Here is a 17697-nt window from a genome sequence, read left to right as displayed (position 1 = left end):
ATGCTTTCGTTAAAGGGTATTGTAGGAGGATATGCTAATACTCCTATCATTAAGGGAATTGATTTAAAGATTGAAAGAGGGGAATTCTTTGCTTTGTTAGGTCCTAATGGAAGTGGGAAAACAACTCTGTTTAAATTAATCACAGGGCAACTTCCTTTACTAAAAGGGGAGAGTATAATTGATGGACAGGCCCTCTCCTCTCTTACTGCGCTAGAGAAAGCAAAGAAGATTGCAGTTCTTACTCAGGAGGCGCATGTGTCTTTTGATTACACAGTGGAAGAAATTATTAGCCTCGGTCGTTATCCATATCAAAAAGGTTTTTTAAAAAATCTTTCGAAAAAAGATTATGAAGTTATGGAAAGCGTTATGGAGATAACGAAAACAACAAATTTTGAAAAAAAACCATTTCGAACGTTAAGTGGTGGAGAAAAACAACGTGTTTTATTAGCCAAAGCACTGGCGCAAGAACCGGAGATGCTTCTCCTAGATGAGCCTACAAACCACTTAGATATAAAGCATACGTTTCAAATGCTTGATTTATTAAAAGAGTGGCAACAAGCAAGAGGATTAACGATCTTTGCTATTTTACATGATTTAAATGTTGCTTCTCTGTATGCGGACCGGGTCGGCCTATTGCATCAGGGGAAATTTTTAGAGGTTGGGGATATTAATACGTTAAGAAAAGAAGACCAATTAGAGAAGGTTTATGAAGTGCAAGTCAAGACACAATCACATCCAGCTATTCCAAAACCACAGCTATTAATGACACCGAACTTTAGAGAGACGCCTGAGTGTAAAGACTTTTTTCAATCATATTCTATAGAAAAAAACGAGAAGTATGTTCATCTTACTTTCGAACAGCCACTACGTACCATATCTAATGGGGTTATTGGAGATGGAATACAGTGGATCAAACACTTCTGCAATTTTCATGTGGAAAAGCACTACAATTGCTCTGAACCAGACAAAGACATTCAACGTTGGATGGAAAAACATCATATTCCTCATGAACAATCAGTTGGGATGATGACTGCCGTCAATTTAGAGGATGTGATAGTGTCTAAGAAGCGGGTTGGTGATAACCACTCTATTATGGCAGTTGTTACAGCTGGAACAGGAAATGCAGTAGACATATCTTCTAAGGTAAAGGCGATGGAGGATGTGAAAATAGGTACGATTAATACGATGGTGTTTATTGATGCACATTTTACTGATGGAGCACTTGTAAACGGAATAATGTCAGCAACAGAAGGAAAGGTAAGAGCGCTTCAAGACCTTCAAATAAAAGACCCTCTTTCTAACACATTTGCTTCTGGAACGTCCACTGATAGCGTGGTCCTGGCGGTAACTCAGCAAGGGGAAAAAACTCCGTATGCAGGATCTGGTACACTTATTGGTAAGGCGATTGGAGAAGTTGTGTATGAAGCAACAACGAATGCTGTAAAAAAATATTTGAAAAGAGTAAAAGTAAATGATAATTCATAATCTGTTTACGTTTCATGAACTAAGTTTATTTGGGTTCATAAGTCTCGCTATAATTGGTGCAATTGTAATAGATCTCCTTATTGGTGATCCACGCTGGATCCCCCATCCTGTCATTCAGATAGGAAAACTAGTTTCTACCCTGGAAAAAAGATGGAATAAAGGGGCAGGTCGCAAAATAAAAGGTTTCTTACTTACAAGTACTGTGCTTACAATCGTTTTTCTTATAACTCTAGGGGGTGTCTATCTCGCATATAAAACTCACTTTATCATTGGCATAGTCGTAGAGATTTACATTATTTCTACGACTATTGCTATAAAAGGATTAAGTTCTGCTGCGATGGATGTATTTAGCCCCCTCACGCAAGGGAATATGAAAGAAGCAAGGAAGAAGCTAAGTATGATCGTTGGACGAGATACAGACCAATTACAAGAAAGTGATATTGTAAGAGGAACAGTGGAAACAGTAGCTGAAAATACAGTAGATGGAATTACTGCGCCCTTACTTTGGGCAGTTATTGGAGGAGCTCCTTTTGCAATGGTTTATCGAGCTATAAATACCATGGATTCTATGGTGGGTTATAAAAATGAAAAATTTGAGAAGTTTGGATATGCATCTGCAAAGCTCGATGATATAGTAAATTGGATTCCAGCACGGTTAACCGCCTGTACCATGTTACTGACTTCTATTTTTATAAAAGGATCTCATAAAAAGCAAGCCATATATGTAACAATGAGAGATGCCAAGAAGCACCCAAGTCCGAATAGTGGTTGGCCAGAAGCAATGGTGGCCGGATTGATTGGTATTCAGCTTGGTGGCGTAAATTTTTACGGGGGCCAAAAATCAGAACGTGCAACAATGGGCGATCCGAAGGAAGTACGGACTGTTTCCAATATCAAACAAGCCATCCTATATATGCATGGAGGCTGGATTGGCTTTGTTTTTCTCGTGCTACTCTTTGTATTCTTTATAGAAAAATGATAATGGAGGTGAAAGAATGAAGTGGCCAAGTCATGGCGGACAGCCAGAAACAATGAAACAACTATTTCACATGGACAAGGAAAAAGAAATCCTCGATTTTAGTGCAAACTTAAATCCATTAGGTCCTCCTCCTTGGTTAAAGGGTGAAATCTATCATTCATACACTACGATTACGAAATACCCAGACCCAACCTATTCTAACTCCCACAACGCATTAGCCGACTATGAAATGATAACAAAGGATAAGGTGTTGCTTACAAATGGGGGAGCAGAAGCAATTTTTTTAGTTGCTAAACTATTTGAAGGTGGCAAAGCGTTGATAGTGCAGCCTACATTTGTGGAGTACGAGAGGGCTTGCGAGCACTACCATATTACTACAGAAGATGTTTTTTTAGAGGAAAGTAATGAATTTCAGCTACCTTTAGAGTTAATCTTAGAGAAGATGGGTGAAGCTGATGTAATTTTTCTTTGTCGCCCCAATAATCCCACTGGTACCTTAGTAGATGAAAAGAGTTTACATAGAATACTCGAAAAAGGGCTTGAAACGAATACGTATGTTGTTGTAGATGAAGCTTTTGTAGACTTTCTTCCTTCAACAAAATTATCTCTGACAAGCTGGCTTCCGTCCTATCGTAATTTGGTTTTATTACGTTCATTAACGAAAATGTTTACCATCCCAGGTCTTCGAATCGGTTATGTTCTGGCAAATGAACATGTCATTGGAAAAATAAAGTCATGGCAACTTCCATGGAGTATAAATTCATTTGCAGATGCGGTTGTTCCTAAATTACTAGCAGACGATAAATATGTAACAAGGACCCGTAACTGGTTAGGGTCAGAATCCTCTTATGTTCTAAACAAATTAACGGATTTAGATTTTTATGTGTCAGAATCTAAGGTGAACTTTTATCTCCTACAAGATAGTAAAAGACCTGATGATACAGAAGAATTGTTTCAATATTTATTTAAAGGTGGGATCTTAACAAGACATACCCACAATTTTAAAGGGCTGAATGGGAATTATCTGCGTATTGCAATTCGGTCGTCAGATGAAAATAATCAATTAATAGACAAACTTCGAGAATGGAGAAATAGATGATGATTGTCTTTGTTTCAGGTGGAGCTCGTTCAGGAAAAAGTAGCTTTGCAGAAGAGCTAGCAAATGAATCGTATTATTCCGTAAAGGGAAAGTTCTCCAAAAGCTGTTTATACTACGTTGCTACTGCCAAGAGAACCGACAAAGAGATGGATAATCGGATTAACATTCACCAACAACGTAGAAGTGGACAATGGGAAACGATAGAGGAGCCATATGATATCGCAAATCTTTTATTAGAACTGAACAAGGGAGATGTGGTTTTATTTGATTGTTTAACCATATGGTTAAGTAATAGAATGTTTGATTTAAACGATGCTTTTGATCAAATAAAGGTGAAATTTCAAAGCTGGCTGAAAATTGCGAAGGAAAGGGAGATAGTTTTTATTATCGTATCGAATGATTTAAATGAAGGGGTTCCCATCCCTAATCAAACTGTCCATAACTACATTTATAATCTGGAGAACTTGCATCAAGAGATAATCCTTTATTCTGATCAAGTGATACAAATGATTGCTGGCCTTCCAACGTATTGGAAGGGGGAAAGAAAATGAAGAACTTCATGTACGGATTTTTATTAGCGATGCAATTCTTGACGAGAATTCCGATTCCCCTTTCGTGTCCATGGAATAAGGAAACGAGTAAGTGGGCCCTGCGTAGTTACCCTGTTGTGGGCTTGCTTTTAGGTACAGTCATAACGGTTATTACGCTGTTCCTCAACACTTTTATACCAGAGGTCATGCTTACCTTAGTAATAATAACTTTGTGGGTATGGCTTACAGGTGGTTTGCATTTAGACGGCTGGATGGATGTTGCCGACGCTATGGGCTCAAATGCCTCCGTTGAGAAAAAGTGGCAGATTATGAAAGACCCACACGTTGGTAGCTTTGGTATTCTTGCTCTTGTATTTTTGCTTTCATGGAAAGCGATCTTTCTTCATTACATAATGGATATTTCCTTCGAGCATATTTATGTATTCTTAGTTATCCTGTCTTTATCTAGGCTAAATGCAGTATTACTGCTGTTTGTTATGCCAACAGCCAAGCAAGAAGGGTTAGCGTATGAATGGAAGAAGCATATATGTAATTCAGATATTCTAATAGCTGTGATTCCTGTTTTCGTAATTTTTCTTATCTTTCCTAGTTACTTATTTTTATTTCCTGCTTATTTACTATTTATTGTTGTATTTGGATTGTGGGTTAAGCATACTTTTAAAGGAATTAATGGCGATATACTTGGAACTGCTATTGAAGGAGGAGAGTTATGGGGACTTGCAATGACTTGGATCTTCTTCTCATTCGTCATGGGATAACGGAGTGGAACGTACAAAAACGATATTTAGGACACACCGACATAGGGCTTGTAGAGCGTGAATTACCAAAGCTTGATCCATTAAAAATAGAATTACAAAAACAATCTTATAATACAATATTTACAAGTGATCTAAGGCGATGTAAGCAAACCCTTAATTATCTATCCCTAAGAACCCAGTTCAACGAAGATGCTAGATTACGAGAGATGAGTTTTGGAGACTGGGAAGGGAAAACATATGAGGATTTAAAAAATAACCTTGAATATCAAAGGTGGTTAAATGATTGGGAGCAGTATTCCACCCCCAACGGAGAGTCTTGGTCTGAATTTACCTCGAGATTGGATTCGTTTTTAGATGATTTAATCCAATGGGTAAAAACAGATAAAATAAATACGAAGCAAAAACCTATTGTAGTGATGACTCACGGTGGGGTAATTCGGTATTTTTTATGGAAGTTTAAAGCAGTCAGCTCATTTTGGGAATTGAATATAAAAGAGGGACAAGCATTTAGGTTAACAGTGAGCTGGGAGGGAGATGATTGGGTATGCAACTCATTGTTGGAGGTGCCTTTGCAGGAAAAAGAAAGGTTGTAAGGTCAACTCATAAGAAGTGTAGTTGGGTGTCATCCTATAATGGAGATTCACTAGATGGATGGAAAACTCGATGGGATTCTAATACAACGCTAGTTTTAGAAGGTTGGGAGAACTGGATTGGTGAAGAGTTACAGAATGAACTTGACGATTTGATCATTCGAGATAGATTTCTAGATGTGTTACGCAAATTAAAAGAAGAAGAAAAAAGAAACGAAACAATTGTCCTTATTATGCTAGAGTTGGGAAGGGGCATAGTACCGATGGACCAAAATGATAGAAGGTTGAGAGACTTAGCTGGATGGCTAGTACAAGATGCAGCTAAAATATCAACGGATGTTCACTATGTTTGGCATGGTTTATCAAGAAAAATGAAATAACAACAAAAGCTGGCAGGGAAAGTATATGAGAATCCGCTAAGGTTTGCACAGCGTTCGGATTCTCAGTTTTACACTTTCGTTTAGTCCTAGTCACGTTTTATTATTGTTTATTTGTTTAATAACGGGTCTTTCTGCTCATCAAATGAAGGATATACATTTGGATGTAGGAGACTCCCAATTTTATTAAGACCTAGTAATAGTCGTGGAGAAGGCCTACAAAATAATGGTTCATCTAAAATATATAATCGATTGTTTTTAATAGCATTCATAGATTCCCAATTTGGACGTCTAAGAATAACCTTAGGATTCACTTTGTCTTTTTGTACACCAACCCATACTACACAAATGATATCAGGGTTCCTATTTCTAACATCATCCCAATCTGTTTTTACACTTGCTTCGGAGTTATCTTCAAAAATATTAATCCCACCAGCTAGTTTACTTATTTCTGTTAGCCAATTATTTGCACCCGGTGTAAAAATAGGTTTCGCCCACCACTCCCAATAAAGGGTTTTAGGATCTGTTACTTGTTTACTTAACGAACGATATTGTTCAAGTATACTATTGTATCTTTCATGCACTACTTTTGCCTCATCAAATTTGTTCGTGGCCTCTCCTAGAAATAATAAGCTATCTCCAACTTCCGTTAATGTTTTAGGCTTAGGAACGATAATATATGGAATATTTCGTTTTTTTAACTCTTCAATATTCCTTTCCATCCCTGGAACGGATAGAGACGCAATTACTAGATCCGGTTGCAACTCCTCTACTTTGTCCATATTAATGTTTAAATCAGGACCAAGCCTAGGAAGTTTATTAACTTCCTCTGGCCAATCAGAAAAGTCATCCACTCCTACTAATGAAGAAGTTAAACCTAAGTACGCTAATAATTCTGTGTTACTGGGACAAATAGATACTAGTTTCAACGATAGCACTTCCTATCCTTTTAGATTATCTTCTAAACTCTTTGTTACTATTTTAACTAATATTATAAAAGAATGTAATGAATAAGGAGATTTAACTTCAACTAAATCATATTAAGTGTTATTACAGAATAGGGAAAGAAAATAGGTACAAGATAAAGTAGAACTAAAAAAGCCTGTCCATATATAGTTTACTCTACTAAAACCCTTTGGACAGGCATGTCTTTTTCTTTTTCTAGTAGCATAGTGACGAACTTTTAATAACTACTCTCCCTCATTTTCATCTCCATCTGAATCATTTATCTCTATTTCGAGAACTGGGCTATCCTCTTCACTATTGCCTTGTTCTCCATCTCCTTCGCTTTGATCAAACAGTGGCAGGACATAAAAAGCGATAAAAAATAGAATACCAAGGGTAATGATCGCGATAAACAAATATTTGATAAAGGTAGCCCCTAATAAACTAGGATTTTCCTCTTTATGATGGTGAATTTTTTCCTCTTTCTTATATTGATCTGTCATGAAAATCAGCCTCCTGATAAGAAGATAGGCGCAAGTATCCTGGAGATAGACATCATTTAGCAAATCGATGCTTTCTGATCTCTAAATCAAAGGGGTCTTCGGCCTTGGATGACTCTGATTAATAACATGGCCACGGCAATGATCAACAGAATGTGTAAGTATCCTCCTAGGACTTGTCCTGATATTAACCCCAATAACCAGAGAATCAATAGGACAAAGAATATAAACCAAAGCAATATCCGACACTCCTTTATTCTTGTAAGCAGATAAGCCACTTTCCCCCTGTTTTCTGAGAAAAAATTTGTATTGCAACTCCAGTTTTGATGTAAGACTTGTCTTGATAAAGCAAGTACCCTTGTATAACCTACACCAAACATGGTGAATAAAATTAGTACTTTATGAGTATGAAATGGGTATTAGGCACTTTACACATGTTGGTAGTATTCAATAATCTGTAGGGTTCACTAACACGCAACCTATCAATTGGTTCTAACTATTAGTCTCTATTTAATAGCTACTGTTATTAGTATATACTTAGACAAATTATGCGCTATGAATAAACCTAACCTCCTCAAGATTTCCTTTTAAAATGTTATGATTGTAGAGAACGCTTCATTTTCACAGGAAGTGAACAGCAGTTTTATAAACACAAAGGGTTTGTACATCCAAGGTGATGTGAAAAGTGTCGAGATAAAAGGTATGGAGAAGACTTCTTAGGGTAGAATCTGGGAAGCAATTAAGAACATAAACATACTTATATTCGAGTTTAGGTAAGAAAGAGTACCTATCAGATATCTTATGGATCTGATTAGTTATAGTAGCAAAATACTAAAAATATTGGATTTAATCAAGGCTTTTCATTAGTAAAAAACTTATGAAAAGCCTGTTTAATTACTGTTGTCTATCTAGATATTTCTGCAGTTGGAAAGCAATCATCTTTCATTAGACACTTCTCCAATTGTTTTTCTATTATATGTGGATTTAAGTGGTCACCAATAAATAGAAACTCTGATAGAACTTTACTCGAAGGTTCATAGTAGCTTTGTTTCTCCGATAAAACTTCAATAGTGGGGCCAATTTGAGAAATATAATAAGTTTTATTTTCATAGGGTATATAACATAAAGCTTTTGTACGTAATAATCCCTCTGGAAGTTTTGTAAAAAAATGCTTAAGGTTTTTCATGGAGATGGGAAAAGGACTTCGATAAATATAGGTATCAATACCATATTCTCCAATAAGCATCAAAGGTTTTTTCTGCTCGAAATGTTGTAATTGATATGTGTATAGTTGTTGTGATGTATGATTCGTTCTATTATTAGTTTCTCTATAGAGGCTATCATTTGTCTTTAAATCATTCGTAGTCATTACTTTAGCTAGTGGATTAAGTTTATTTAAAAACCATTGTAGCTCAGACAAACGTTCTTTATTAATCTTATCAATGCCACCTAGGAGAATTGTGTCAGCCAATTCTAACGGGGTTATTAACAGTTCGCCTATGGAAGACTCATTTATTTCTTCTTCATTAGGATATTGATATATATATTCATTAGAGGAATACTGGAACCAAAAGTTAACCGCATCTACTACATGGATATGCTTTGAAATCAACCAATCGTCTTCCTCAACATTTGAAAATTGCGATAGTAAATGGACATTGGAAAGCTTATCAAGATTGATAATTATTTGATCAATCTGTTTAGTATTCCAAACCTTTATTGTAGAAAGTAGGTCCTTTATAGTGAATAGCTCTAGATCTTGGACTACTTCTGTGGGAATGTTTTCTTGAATAAAACATTCCTTTGAAATATCTCTATTTACTATCCTTGGATCCCGAAAAAGTATAACCTTTGATTTGATTTGTAATTTCATTTCCTTTATTAAAGTAGACTTGAGCCTGTCAGAGAAACCAGTAACTAAAGTGATGGGAATTTGTTTTTCTTTTGTCATTGCTATCTCTCCTCGATAACTGATTTACTGATAACATATGCAAAAGAGAAGCCCGAAGAATTGGGCTTCTATACCATAACGTTACCTGAGTTTTCTTACTTTACCAGCTTGATTTTTTTACCCCTGGAACTTGTCCTTTATGTGCTAATTCTCTAAATGCAATCCTAGAAAGTTTAAACTTGCGAAGAACTCCTCTTGGTCTTCCTGTCATTTCACATCTTCTTGTAAGTCGTGTAGGACTGGAGTCTCTAGGGAGTTTACGTAATGCTTCATAATCTCCTTTAGCCTTCAATTCTCTTCGTAGCTCAGCATATTGAGCTACTAATGCCTGTCGTTTTCTTTCCTTTGCTACCATTGATTTTTTTGCCATTTTTACATTTTCCTCCTTTTACGAATTAAATCGTAATGATTACGTTTTGACTTGTGGTATCATCATACCGAAAAATCTTTTGGAAGTAAAGGAAGGGTCATGATTTTTGACAAGGGAAGGATATGGGTTTAGTATAAGTTATAAAACGTAATGATTACGATTTATAAAGGTGAAATGAGGGGATATCAAATGAAGAAGAGAATTCCAGTTACTGTTTTAAGTGGATATTTAGGTGCAGGTAAAACAACAATATTGAACCATATATTAAAAAATCGGGATGGTCTTAAAGTTGCAGTTATTGTAAATGACATGAGTGAAATCAACATTGATGCTGAGTTAGTAAAACAAGGAGGGGAGCTTTCGAGAACCGAAGAAAAACTTGTGGAAATGTCTAATGGATGCATATGTTGCACTTTGAGAGAGGATTTATTAATTGAGGTAGAAAAGCTAGCAAAGGCTGGAAATATTGATTATATCGTCATTGAATCAACGGGTATAAGTGAACCAACTCCAGTGGCACAAACCTTTTCCTACATTGATGAAGAGCTAGGGATAGACTTAACGAAGTTTTGTCAGTTAGACACAATGGTAACAGTAGTGGATGCAAATCGTTTCTGGAAGGATTTTAGATCTGGAGAGAGCTTACTTGATCGAAAAGAAGCTCTTGGAGAAGAGGACACTAGGGAAATTGCAGATTTACTAATTGACCAAATAGAGTTTTGTGATGTTCTTTTATTAAATAAATGTGATTTAGTGTCAGAAAGTGAATTGGAGAATCTGGAAAAGGTACTCAGAACTCTTCAACCGAAAGCCAAAATTATTCGGATAGAAAAAGGAAAAGTTTCGACAAAAGAGATTTTGAATACGAGTCTATTTAATTTTGAGGAAGCGAGTTCCTCTGCAGGTTGGATTCGTGAGTTGGCCCAAGGACATGAGCAACATACTCCTGAAACAGAAGAGTATGGAATCTCCTCTTTCGTGTATCAACGGCGCCTTCCGTTTCATTCAGAGCGCTTTAATAATTGGATACATTCAATGCCAGAAGAAGTAGTGAGAGCAAAGGGGATTGTTTGGTGTGCCACTAGAAATAATGTTGCACTTTTGATGTCACAAGCTGGTCCATCTGTGGCTATTGAACCTATTACGTATTGGGTAGCCTCTCTACCAAAGCTTGAGCAAGAACAAATTATCAAACAAAACCCTCATTTATTAGATGAGTGGGATGTGGAATTTGGTGATAGACATACCAAGCTCGTTTTTATAGGTGTTGATTTAGATCAAGGTCTAATAACAAGAGAATTAGATAACTGTCTATTAACTCCATCAGAATTCGAAGCGGATTGGACAATGTTACCTGATCCGTTTAACTGGAATTTTCAAAGAGCCTAGGGAGAAGGTGAAAACAATTGATATTATCTGGAAGAAGCATACTATCTAACATTTACTCGGAAAAAATCAAGGTAAATCCCTTTTACGAGGAGCAAATCCAACCAGCATCTATCGATTTACGTTTAGGGAAAAGTCTTCCTATTGAATTGACTGTTGGAAGAAGAATATGTCAATTAGTATTTGCAGAAGTTAATGAAGAGGCTGACCCCTATACGGGAAAGTATCTATATCAGTCTGGTGCAACTAACAGCAGGATATTTCAGGACGTAGAAGTGAAATGATAGTTTGCCTATATCAGGAAAAAAGGATCCCCTAAAAAATATCGTTGTAAATAGTAATAATTACGATTTAAATAGATATATATATTGCAGTAACCTTAAGTAATATTTTTATGGGAGGGGAAAGGAATGGCAAAAATCCCGGTATTTGTTCTAAGTGGCTTTTTAGGGAGCGGTAAAACAACACTTCTAAAGCAATTACTCCAAACATGTGAAGGAAAGGAAGTTACTCCTGCTGTTTTAATGAATGAGATAGGCAAAACAGATATGGATGGAGAGATTATTCTTGAAAAGAATAAACAACAGATCATTGAAAAGTTATTGGATGGTTGTATTTGTTGTAGTAAAAAAAGTGAAGTTGCTGATTCAATCAAAAAACTCCTTCAACAAGAGCCAGATGTCATTTTTATTGAATTAACAGGGGTGGCTAATCCAGAAGAAGTGGTAGATTCTTTAACTGAACCTGAACTGATCGATTATCTTTATTTAGAAAAAGTAATAACGGTCCTTGATGGGGAGAATGTTCTAGAGTATAACAGTATTTTTGAATCTGTTCGAGAACTGGTTCAAACAACGAGGCGACAAATAGAAGTTGCTGATATTTTAATAGTAAATAAAGTAGATTTAATTTCAGAATCTCAAAAGGAAAAAGTAAGGAAAGTAATTAAAAAACAAAATGCAATATCACCAGTATATTTCACTTCTTATAGCGAAGTAGATTTGGATCTTTTGTTAGCAGATGTAAAGGTAATTACGAATAAATTATCATTGCAAAAAAATAGGCATACACACTCTCATGAGGAACATAAGCACCGTCACAATCATGACCATAAAAATAACCGTTCCTACTCTCGGATAAATACGATTACGTTGAATGTAAACCAACAAACGAAACCAGCTAAAATCGAAAAGTTTTTAAAGAAGTGGCGCCCCAATTTGTTAAGGGCAAAAGGGTACATCCCTTTAAAGGAAGGGTGCTACTTACTACAACATGTAATGAAAAGAACATATCTCGAACCATCGGAACATAAGGGTAGAAATTACTTAGTAATGATTGGGGTAGACTTAGATCGTGATGTAGTGGAAAGTGAATGGGCAAAGCTGAATTTTTAATGATGAGAAACAACAAAGGAATTTTTCTTTGTTGTTTTTTTAATGACATCAAATCGTAATTATTTCGATTTGATGTCATGATCCTTGCTTGTCCGCATATATTTTCAGTAAAAATTAAAAGTATGGAGGATCCAATGATACGGCGTATTGAACATAACTTAGCAGAAATTACTGGTTTCATTGTTTTAGCATCTGTAATTTATCTTGTGGTTGTCAATGAGAGATGGACTTTGAAAATAATAGTATTACCCGATTCTCTTTTAGCCATTAACACGATTTTTCTTAGTATATTAATTGAGGCACTTCCCTTTGTTTTAATTGGAGTCTTTATAGCGGGCCTTATACAAGTTTTTGTTACAGAAGAACATATAAAAAAACTAATTCCAAAGAATAAATTGATGGCTGTAGGGATGAGTTGTATGCTGGGAGCATTATTTCCAGCGTGTGAATGTGGGATCGTTCCAATAGTGAGGAAATTAGTGTACAAGGGGGTTCCCATATTTGCAGGGGTGGGTTTTCTCCTAACGGGCCCTCTTATTAATCCAATTGTTATTGCTTCCACTTATATGGCTTTTGGCCAAGATGTACGGATAGCATTATGGAGAATGGGATTGGGTTTGCTTATTGCAATTGTTATTGCTATGATCATTAGCTTTCTATTTAAAGGAAATCAATTAAAAAAAACAACTAATCTACCTGAATTGGATCAGTCAACCTACCGTTTTCCTCTCTTATTGCGAATAAAAGCTATGTTAATCCATTCCGTGGATGAGTTTTTTGATGTTGCTAAGTATTTAATAATTGGGGCCATGTTGGCGGCATTTGTTCAAACCTATGTATCTACCAATACCTTAATTGGAATGGGGCAAGGGGTGGTCTATTCTACAGCAATGATGATGGGGTTAGCTTATCTCTTATCTCTTTGTTCGGAAGCAGATGCTTTTATTGGGGCCTCCTTTCGTCATGTGTTTCCTGAAACTTCTTTATTAGGTTTTCTAATTTATGGACCGATGCTCGATTTAAAAAATACGATTATGATGATGGCAGTGTTTAAGCTTCGTTTTGTAGTCATTTTAATGGTGATTATTACATTGAGTGTATTTGGTATTCTAATGTTTGTTCATCCATGGGTATAGGAGGTTTTTTCTTTGTATTATCAAAGTCAGCAAGCTATAAAAGCAATCATTTTACTAATGTTTTCAGGATTTATTTTTAGGCTACACCATACAGGAGAGATTATTATGTTTATTAATCCTCAGTATACAGCGTTTAGTCAGATAGCTTCCATTCTCTTTCTCTTTCTATTTTTTATTCAAGTACCTAGAATATTTATTTCGAAAGAGCAAGCGGAAGATCATGACTACTGCACCATTTTAGGGTGTAATCATGAGATGATTGGTGTAAGAACGATTCCTTTAAAAAATGTTGTTATTTACTTCATAATAATACTTCCAATAGTAACAGGATTTCTCCTTCCATATAAAGATCTTGGTGCTGCAGAGGCTGTGAAAAGAGGAATCTGTTATACTACTAATTCAACACATACTGATCATTCAGGTAAGGTGGGTACGTCAAACAACGTTTTTCACGAAATGATCGGAAGTCCTGTCCTCATGTTAAATAATGATAATTTCTCTGTATTTGTGAACAATATTCTTACTTATCCAGAGGTGTTTGAAGGGAAACCTATTGAGTTAGAAGGATTTATTTATATGGATGAGACATACTCTCATGAATATCCGCTTTTGGCTAGGTTTTTAGTTACACACTGTGTTGCTGACGCTCATGTTACAGGTTTGCTGTTATCAACTGATGATAAAAATAGGAGAAATGTAGATGAGTGGGTAAGAGTGAACGGAGAAATTAAGTTAATGGAAAATGCTGAAAATACAATACCAATTGTTCTTGTGAAACAATGGAAAAAAATAGAGCGACCGAAAGCGACGTATATTTATCCATAAATGTCCTTAGTTCATAATTTTACTTTCATTGAGGATAACATAAATAATAGCAATTACTATTTATTTAAGATGTAAATAATGAGTATAATTATATTATAAACCGCTTTTAGAACGTTGAAAAATTAAGTGAGGGATTATATGGAAGTAGAAGTAGCTATGCAAAAGTTAAAAGATCATGGATTTAAATACACGCAGAAAAGAGAAAAGATGTTAGAGATATTTTCTAATATAAACGGCTATCTCTCCGTGAAAGAGGTTTATCAAAAAATCAAACAAGAGTATCCTACTATTAGTTTAAATACAGTCTATCTTAACATCTCTTTTTTTGAAGAGGCAGAGGTTCTAGAAACGACGGACCTAAATGGCGAAAAAGTATATAGGTTTTCCTGTGCAGACCATCACCATCATCATATTATTTGTACAGAATGCGGGAAAGTACAAGTTATTAACATTTGTCCAATGGATTCTATCTTTGGTAATCCTCCTGGGTTCACAATAACAGGCCATAAATTTGAAATATATGGGTATTGTGATGATTGCAAGAAATGAAAAATTATCAAGAAGGCCCCACTGCTATGAAAGAAAAGTGACGTTTTTCCTATTGGTATATGATTCAGCTTGAAAAGATGGAACTCTATAGTAATTTCTAGGTTCCATCTTCTTGTTAATATTGTAGAGATTGATTAAGTGACAACTTTATAACTTTGTTTGCACCTCTGTTATCGTTGTAATCATATGTTCATAATCAAGATTTTCACCTATGACAACTAATAGTGTCGGGTAATCTAAATTCTTTCTACAATATTCTAACATGATAGAACCATAAGAATAGTTTAAAAGATATGTGCCTGGACTTTCATCTATTTCAACAAAGCCTTTTGCTCTATATAATTGACCAGGCAATTTAGTTAACCAATTTTCCAATCGAATACGGTTGATTGGATGCTCAAAACGAAAGGTAAATGTATTTAGATGGAGATGAGCATGCTCTTCTTTCGTATCGTCATATGTTTGTGATTTAATAGGACAGTTGTTTGAAAAAAATATAGCCGGATTGATATTTGCGTGTACTGCAGGAAAAATAGCTCCTTCACCATTTATTTCCTTAATGCTTGCAACTAATGAGTCCAACATGTTTGCCTCGACTGTATCCATTTTGTTTATAACTATAACATCTGCAAATTTTACCTGTTCTTTCATAAGCTTTTTTAGCTTAATACTCATTTTACCGTGAAGCCACTGTTTAGCGTTCACTACCGTAATAATCCCTTTCATTGTTATGTAGTTTGCTAACGTAGGATGAGTACAAGCATCAACTGTTTCTATTAAGTGAGCTGCACCTGTTGACTCAATGTATATTACATCTAGTTCGTGGATGTTTAATAGCTCTTTTATCTGTAAGCTTAATTCTCCTCGTAAATTGCAACATACACAACCATTCAGTAATTCTCTTAGGGGAGTATCTGACGGAATGAGTTCCCTATCAATATTAACTTCTCCCATCTCGTTCATGATAACTCCAATCTTTCTTCCTTGCTTTTGCTCGTATTTGATTAAATTAGCTAGTAATGTACTTTTCCCACTCCCTAAAAAACCACTAAGAATAACAATATCAACTTTTTTACACATGTCCATATCTCCTTTAATCCTTTTGTTACTAGTCATGCGAAAGTATTGGTAAGACCTCTATTTTGAATTTCATCATATCAGTTTTATGCTTACTCCTTTGTATAAGATAATTTTGCAATTGCGTCATGTATATGAATTGATTCCTCATTCCTGCATTCCACCGTAAATGATTTTATGTATTCATTTTCATATAATTCTGCGCTCACTAAACGAACCATGTCTTCTACAAATCGTGGGTTCTCATATGCGCGTTCTGTTACAGACTTTTCATCCGGTCTCTTCAATACTGGATATAAGTTGGAACTTGCATTTGATTCTGCTGCTTCAAGTAATTCTACTTTCCAATCATTATTTACCTCAAAGGGATTTAGGTATTCTGCTTTGATAGTTACATAACCTCTTTGATTGTGGGCACTGTATTCGCTTATTTCTTTTGAACAGGGACATAGGGTTGTAACAGCAGTTTTTAGTTCCACTTCATGGGAAAAACCATTCTCTTGATGATAGGTGACGTTCATGCATGCTTCAGCATGTGCTAATCCAGCTTTATTTAAAACAGGACTAGCCCTATTAAAAAACCAAGGAAAACGTACACTCATTTGTGCACTCCTTTGTTCCATTCTTTGAACTAATTCTTTGGTAAAAGAATATAGACTTTCCCAATCTAGAACAAATTCCTTCAGATGATAGTCTTGTAGCAGTTCTGTAAGTCGGCTCATATTAATGCCTTTACTAAACTGGTGTAAGTCTGTTGTTAATGAGAATGTTCCAACTGTGGTTTGTTCATTAGGGTCATAACTTGAATGGATAATTACCGGGTGCTTTACATTACATATTCCTACAAAGTCAAGCGGGAATAAAAAATCACTAGGTGTGTTTTGGAGGTCCATCATGTCTTCTTTATTTATTGGCTTATTTCCTGGTGATGGCTGTACGGAGCCGAACCTTTTGTGGCGCTCTTCTTTATTGGGTAGTTTCTTCTTATTCATAGCATACTCCTTATAGGTTTAAATAGTAATCGTTACAATATGAGTATAACAGCTATTAACATAAAAATCTTTACATACGTATTTCGTAATTATAAAAATTACATTTAAGTACTGTTTTTTCAATAATTAAAAGGTGGGTTGAAACATATATAAATCTTATTTATCATTTGACGAGGAGAATAAAAACATTTAAAATTACATATAAATAGTAATGATTACTATTTGTTTTGTAGCGTGCCTGGTAACATAAAGATTACTATATTCGATTTGAGGAGAGGGAAGGGATATGCTTGATGGCTTATACAAAAGTATAGTAATAGAACATGCGAAATATAGACGTAATCATAAGCGATTAGAAGGAGAGAACGTACGGAAAATTCATTATAAAAACCCTACATGTGGGGATGTAATAACCTTATACCTTCAATTGCAGGGGGAGAAAATCAAAGAAGTTACCTTTGAAGGGGTGGGGTGCAGTATTAGTATGGCTTCCTCATCTATGATGACAGAGTTAATAAAAAATAAAGATTTACGTGATGTAACCAAATTAAGGGGAGAGTTTGAAAGATTAATACGCAATGGTAGTCAAACAAACGAGGAGATTGATCTAGGGGATGCAATATCGTTACAAGGGGTAAACAGATTTCGGGCACGTCATAACTGTGCATTAATGGCATGGCAAGCATTGGATAAACTATTAGCCGATGTAAGGGGATATAAGGGGTGTTGAAAC

21 protein-coding genes and 1 pseudogene are annotated in these 17697 nt (G+C 35.5%); 15 read left to right on the top strand and 7 right to left on the bottom strand.

Annotated features, from left to right (window positions below):
- Genes ACERII_RS14300 through ACERII_RS14270 form a run of 7 tightly spaced genes read left to right on the top strand, consistent with a single transcriptional unit; the run spans position 1 to position 5842 of the window.
- On the top strand, positions 1-1485 hold the full coding sequence (locus ACERII_RS14300; protein WP_373643170.1) for an adenosylcobinamide amidohydrolase: 1485 nt from the start codon (positions 1-3) through the stop codon (positions 1483-1485).
- On the top strand, positions 1472-2464 hold the full coding sequence (gene cbiB / locus ACERII_RS14295; RefSeq protein WP_373643168.1) for an adenosylcobinamide-phosphate synthase CbiB: 993 nt from the start codon (positions 1472-1474) through the stop codon (positions 2462-2464). Before ACERII_RS14300 ends, cbiB begins: the two co-directional genes overlap by 14 nt.
- Positions 2465-2480: 16 nt before the next feature.
- Positions 2481-3563, top strand: a complete 1083-nt coding sequence (gene cobD, locus ACERII_RS14290) for a threonine-phosphate decarboxylase CobD (protein WP_373643165.1) — start codon at positions 2481-2483, stop codon at positions 3561-3563.
- Positions 3560-4114: a bifunctional adenosylcobinamide kinase/adenosylcobinamide-phosphate guanylyltransferase gene (locus tag ACERII_RS14285; RefSeq protein ID WP_373643164.1), complete on the top strand. Its 555-nt coding sequence runs from the start codon at positions 3560-3562 to the stop codon at positions 4112-4114. Before cobD ends, ACERII_RS14285 begins: the two co-directional genes overlap by 4 nt.
- A complete protein-coding gene (cobS, locus tag ACERII_RS14280; RefSeq protein WP_373643162.1) occupies positions 4111-4872 on the top strand; it encodes an adenosylcobinamide-GDP ribazoletransferase in 762 nt (253 codons plus the stop codon). Before ACERII_RS14285 ends, cobS begins: the two co-directional genes overlap by 4 nt.
- Positions 4824-5465, top strand: coding sequence for a histidine phosphatase family protein (locus ACERII_RS14275; RefSeq protein WP_373643161.1), 642 nt, complete (start codon positions 4824-4826; stop codon positions 5463-5465). Before cobS ends, ACERII_RS14275 begins: the two co-directional genes overlap by 49 nt.
- Entirely contained in the window at positions 5417-5842 is a 426-nt protein-coding gene (locus tag ACERII_RS14270) for a bifunctional adenosylcobinamide kinase/adenosylcobinamide-phosphate guanylyltransferase (RefSeq protein ID WP_373643223.1), read from the top strand. Before ACERII_RS14275 ends, ACERII_RS14270 begins: the two co-directional genes overlap by 49 nt.
- Positions 5843-5949: 107 nt before the next feature.
- Here the strand turns inward: ACERII_RS14270 and ACERII_RS14265 are convergent, their stop codons facing one another.
- The 3 genes from ACERII_RS14265 to ACERII_RS14255 all read right to left on the bottom strand — a co-directional run bounded on the left by ACERII_RS14265 (position 5950) and on the right by ACERII_RS14255 (position 7664).
- On the bottom strand, positions 5950-6768 hold the full coding sequence (locus ACERII_RS14265) for a cobalamin-binding protein (protein WP_373643159.1): 819 nt from the start codon (positions 6766-6768) through the stop codon (positions 5950-5952).
- A gap of 261 nt (positions 6769-7029) precedes the next feature.
- Positions 7030-7287 (bottom strand): hypothetical protein, encoded by a 258-nt coding sequence (locus ACERII_RS14260; RefSeq protein WP_373643158.1) that lies wholly within the window; start codon positions 7285-7287, stop codon positions 7030-7032.
- An 86-nt stretch (positions 7288-7373) separates the two neighbouring features.
- Entirely contained in the window at positions 7374-7664 is a 291-nt protein-coding gene (locus tag ACERII_RS14255) for a lmo0937 family membrane protein (RefSeq protein ID WP_373643157.1), read from the bottom strand.
- A gap of 207 nt (positions 7665-7871) precedes the next feature.
- Between ACERII_RS14255 and ACERII_RS14250 the strand changes: the two are divergent.
- Positions 7872-7961, top strand: a pseudogene (locus ACERII_RS14250) (zinc-ribbon domain containing protein); the annotation flags it as partial.
- Positions 7962-8188: 227 nt separating this feature from the next.
- On the opposite strand, the gene ACERII_RS14245 reads toward ACERII_RS14250, so the two are convergent.
- Positions 8189-9235, bottom strand: coding sequence for a GTP-binding protein (locus ACERII_RS14245; RefSeq protein WP_373643156.1), 1047 nt, complete (start codon positions 9233-9235; stop codon positions 8189-8191).
- A 100-nt stretch (positions 9236-9335) separates the two neighbouring features.
- Entirely contained in the window at positions 9336-9605 is a 270-nt protein-coding gene (gene rpsN / locus ACERII_RS14240) for a 30S ribosomal protein S14 (RefSeq protein ID WP_373643153.1), read from the bottom strand.
- 189 nt (positions 9606-9794) lie between these two features.
- Between rpsN and ACERII_RS14235 the strand changes: the two genes are divergently transcribed.
- From ACERII_RS14235 to ACERII_RS14210, 6 genes are all read left to right on the top strand, one after another.
- Complete coding sequence (locus tag ACERII_RS14235) at positions 9795-10994, top strand: GTP-binding protein (RefSeq protein WP_373643152.1); 1200 nt, start codon at positions 9795-9797, stop codon at positions 10992-10994.
- 17 nt (positions 10995-11011) lie between these two features.
- Positions 11012-11275, top strand: a complete 264-nt coding sequence (locus tag ACERII_RS14230) for a 2'-deoxycytidine 5'-triphosphate deaminase domain-containing protein (protein ID WP_373643151.1) — start codon at positions 11012-11014, stop codon at positions 11273-11275.
- Positions 11276-11401: 126 nt separating this feature from the next.
- The gene (locus tag ACERII_RS14225; RefSeq protein WP_373643150.1) at positions 11402-12385 is read left to right on the top strand and encodes a CobW family GTP-binding protein; all 984 of its coding nucleotides are present in this window, start codon (positions 11402-11404) and stop codon (positions 12383-12385) included.
- A gap of 134 nt (positions 12386-12519) precedes the next feature.
- Positions 12520-13521 carry a permease gene (locus tag ACERII_RS14220; RefSeq protein WP_373643147.1) on the top strand — a complete coding sequence of 334 codons (1002 nt, stop codon included), beginning with the start codon at positions 12520-12522 and terminating at the stop codon, positions 13519-13521.
- Between the two features lie 12 nt (positions 13522-13533).
- Entirely contained in the window at positions 13534-14346 is an 813-nt protein-coding gene (locus ACERII_RS14215; RefSeq protein WP_373643146.1) for a TIGR03943 family putative permease subunit, read from the top strand.
- Positions 14347-14484: 138 nt separating this feature from the next.
- On the top strand, positions 14485-14895 hold the full coding sequence (locus ACERII_RS14210) for a Fur family transcriptional regulator (RefSeq protein ID WP_373643144.1): 411 nt from the start codon (positions 14485-14487) through the stop codon (positions 14893-14895).
- A 147-nt stretch (positions 14896-15042) separates the two neighbouring features.
- Here the strand turns inward: ACERII_RS14210 and ACERII_RS14205 are convergent, their stop codons facing one another.
- Positions 15043-15975 carry a CobW family GTP-binding protein gene (locus tag ACERII_RS14205; RefSeq protein WP_373643142.1) on the bottom strand — a complete coding sequence of 311 codons (933 nt, stop codon included), beginning with the start codon at positions 15973-15975 and terminating at the stop codon, positions 15043-15045.
- 89 nt (positions 15976-16064) lie between these two features.
- Positions 16065-16964 carry a GTP cyclohydrolase FolE2 gene (gene folE2 / locus ACERII_RS14200; RefSeq protein WP_373643140.1) on the bottom strand — a complete coding sequence of 300 codons (900 nt, stop codon included), beginning with the start codon at positions 16962-16964 and terminating at the stop codon, positions 16065-16067.
- Between the two features lie 286 nt (positions 16965-17250).
- Here folE2 and sufU point away from each other — a divergent pair, with 286 nt between their 5' ends.
- Positions 17251-17694: a Fe-S cluster assembly sulfur transfer protein SufU gene (sufU, locus tag ACERII_RS14195; protein WP_373643139.1), complete on the top strand. Its 444-nt coding sequence runs from the start codon at positions 17251-17253 to the stop codon at positions 17692-17694.
- The last annotated feature ends 3 nt before the right edge of the window (positions 17695-17697 follow it).

This window comes from Evansella sp. AB-rgal1 (assembly GCF_041820985.1).
Lineage (GTDB): Bacteria > Bacillota > Bacilli > Bacillales > Salisediminibacteriaceae > Evansella.
This window is presented reverse-complemented; position numbering and strand designations above follow the sequence as displayed.

What these genes read in the sequence shown, in the direction of transcription:
- ACERII_RS14300 (WP_373643170.1), top strand. Translation starts at nt 1, where the DNA reads ATGCTTTCGTTAAAGGGTATTGTAGGAGGATATGCTAATACTCCTATC.
- cbiB (WP_373643168.1), top strand. Translation starts at nt 1,472, where the DNA reads ATGATAATTCATAATCTGTTTACGTTTCATGAACTAAGTTTATTTGGG.
- cobD (WP_373643165.1), top strand. Translation starts at nt 2,481, where the DNA reads ATGAAGTGGCCAAGTCATGGCGGACAGCCAGAAACAATGAAACAACTA.
- ACERII_RS14285 (WP_373643164.1), top strand. Translation starts at nt 3,560, where the DNA reads ATGATGATTGTCTTTGTTTCAGGTGGAGCTCGTTCAGGAAAAAGTAGC.
- cobS (WP_373643162.1), top strand. Translation starts at nt 4,111, where the DNA reads ATGAAGAACTTCATGTACGGATTTTTATTAGCGATGCAATTCTTGACG.
- ACERII_RS14275 (WP_373643161.1), top strand. Translation starts at nt 4,824, where the DNA reads ATGGGGACTTGCAATGACTTGGATCTTCTTCTCATTCGTCATGGGATA.
- ACERII_RS14270 (WP_373643223.1), top strand. Translation starts at nt 5,417, where the DNA reads ATGCAACTCATTGTTGGAGGTGCCTTTGCAGGAAAAAGAAAGGTTGTA.
- ACERII_RS14260 (WP_373643158.1), bottom strand. Translation starts at nt 7,287, where the DNA reads ATGACAGATCAATATAAGAAAGAGGAAAAAATTCACCATCATAAAGAG.
- ACERII_RS14255 (WP_373643157.1), bottom strand. Translation starts at nt 7,664, where the DNA reads ATGTTTGGTGTAGGTTATACAAGGGTACTTGCTTTATCAAGACAAGTC.
- ACERII_RS14245 (WP_373643156.1), bottom strand. Translation starts at nt 9,235, where the DNA reads ATGACAAAAGAAAAACAAATTCCCATCACTTTAGTTACTGGTTTCTCT.
- rpsN (WP_373643153.1), bottom strand. Translation starts at nt 9,605, where the DNA reads ATGGCAAAAAAATCAATGGTAGCAAAGGAAAGAAAACGACAGGCATTA.
- ACERII_RS14235 (WP_373643152.1), top strand. Translation starts at nt 9,795, where the DNA reads ATGAAGAAGAGAATTCCAGTTACTGTTTTAAGTGGATATTTAGGTGCA.
- ACERII_RS14225 (WP_373643150.1), top strand. Translation starts at nt 11,402, where the DNA reads ATGGCAAAAATCCCGGTATTTGTTCTAAGTGGCTTTTTAGGGAGCGGT.
- ACERII_RS14220 (WP_373643147.1), top strand. Translation starts at nt 12,520, where the DNA reads ATGATACGGCGTATTGAACATAACTTAGCAGAAATTACTGGTTTCATT.
- ACERII_RS14210 (WP_373643144.1), top strand. Translation starts at nt 14,485, where the DNA reads ATGGAAGTAGAAGTAGCTATGCAAAAGTTAAAAGATCATGGATTTAAA.
- ACERII_RS14205 (WP_373643142.1), bottom strand. Translation starts at nt 15,975, where the DNA reads ATGTGTAAAAAAGTTGATATTGTTATTCTTAGTGGTTTTTTAGGGAGT.
- folE2 (WP_373643140.1), bottom strand. Translation starts at nt 16,964, where the DNA reads ATGAATAAGAAGAAACTACCCAATAAAGAAGAGCGCCACAAAAGGTTC.
- sufU (WP_373643139.1), top strand. Translation starts at nt 17,251, where the DNA reads ATGCTTGATGGCTTATACAAAAGTATAGTAATAGAACATGCGAAATAT.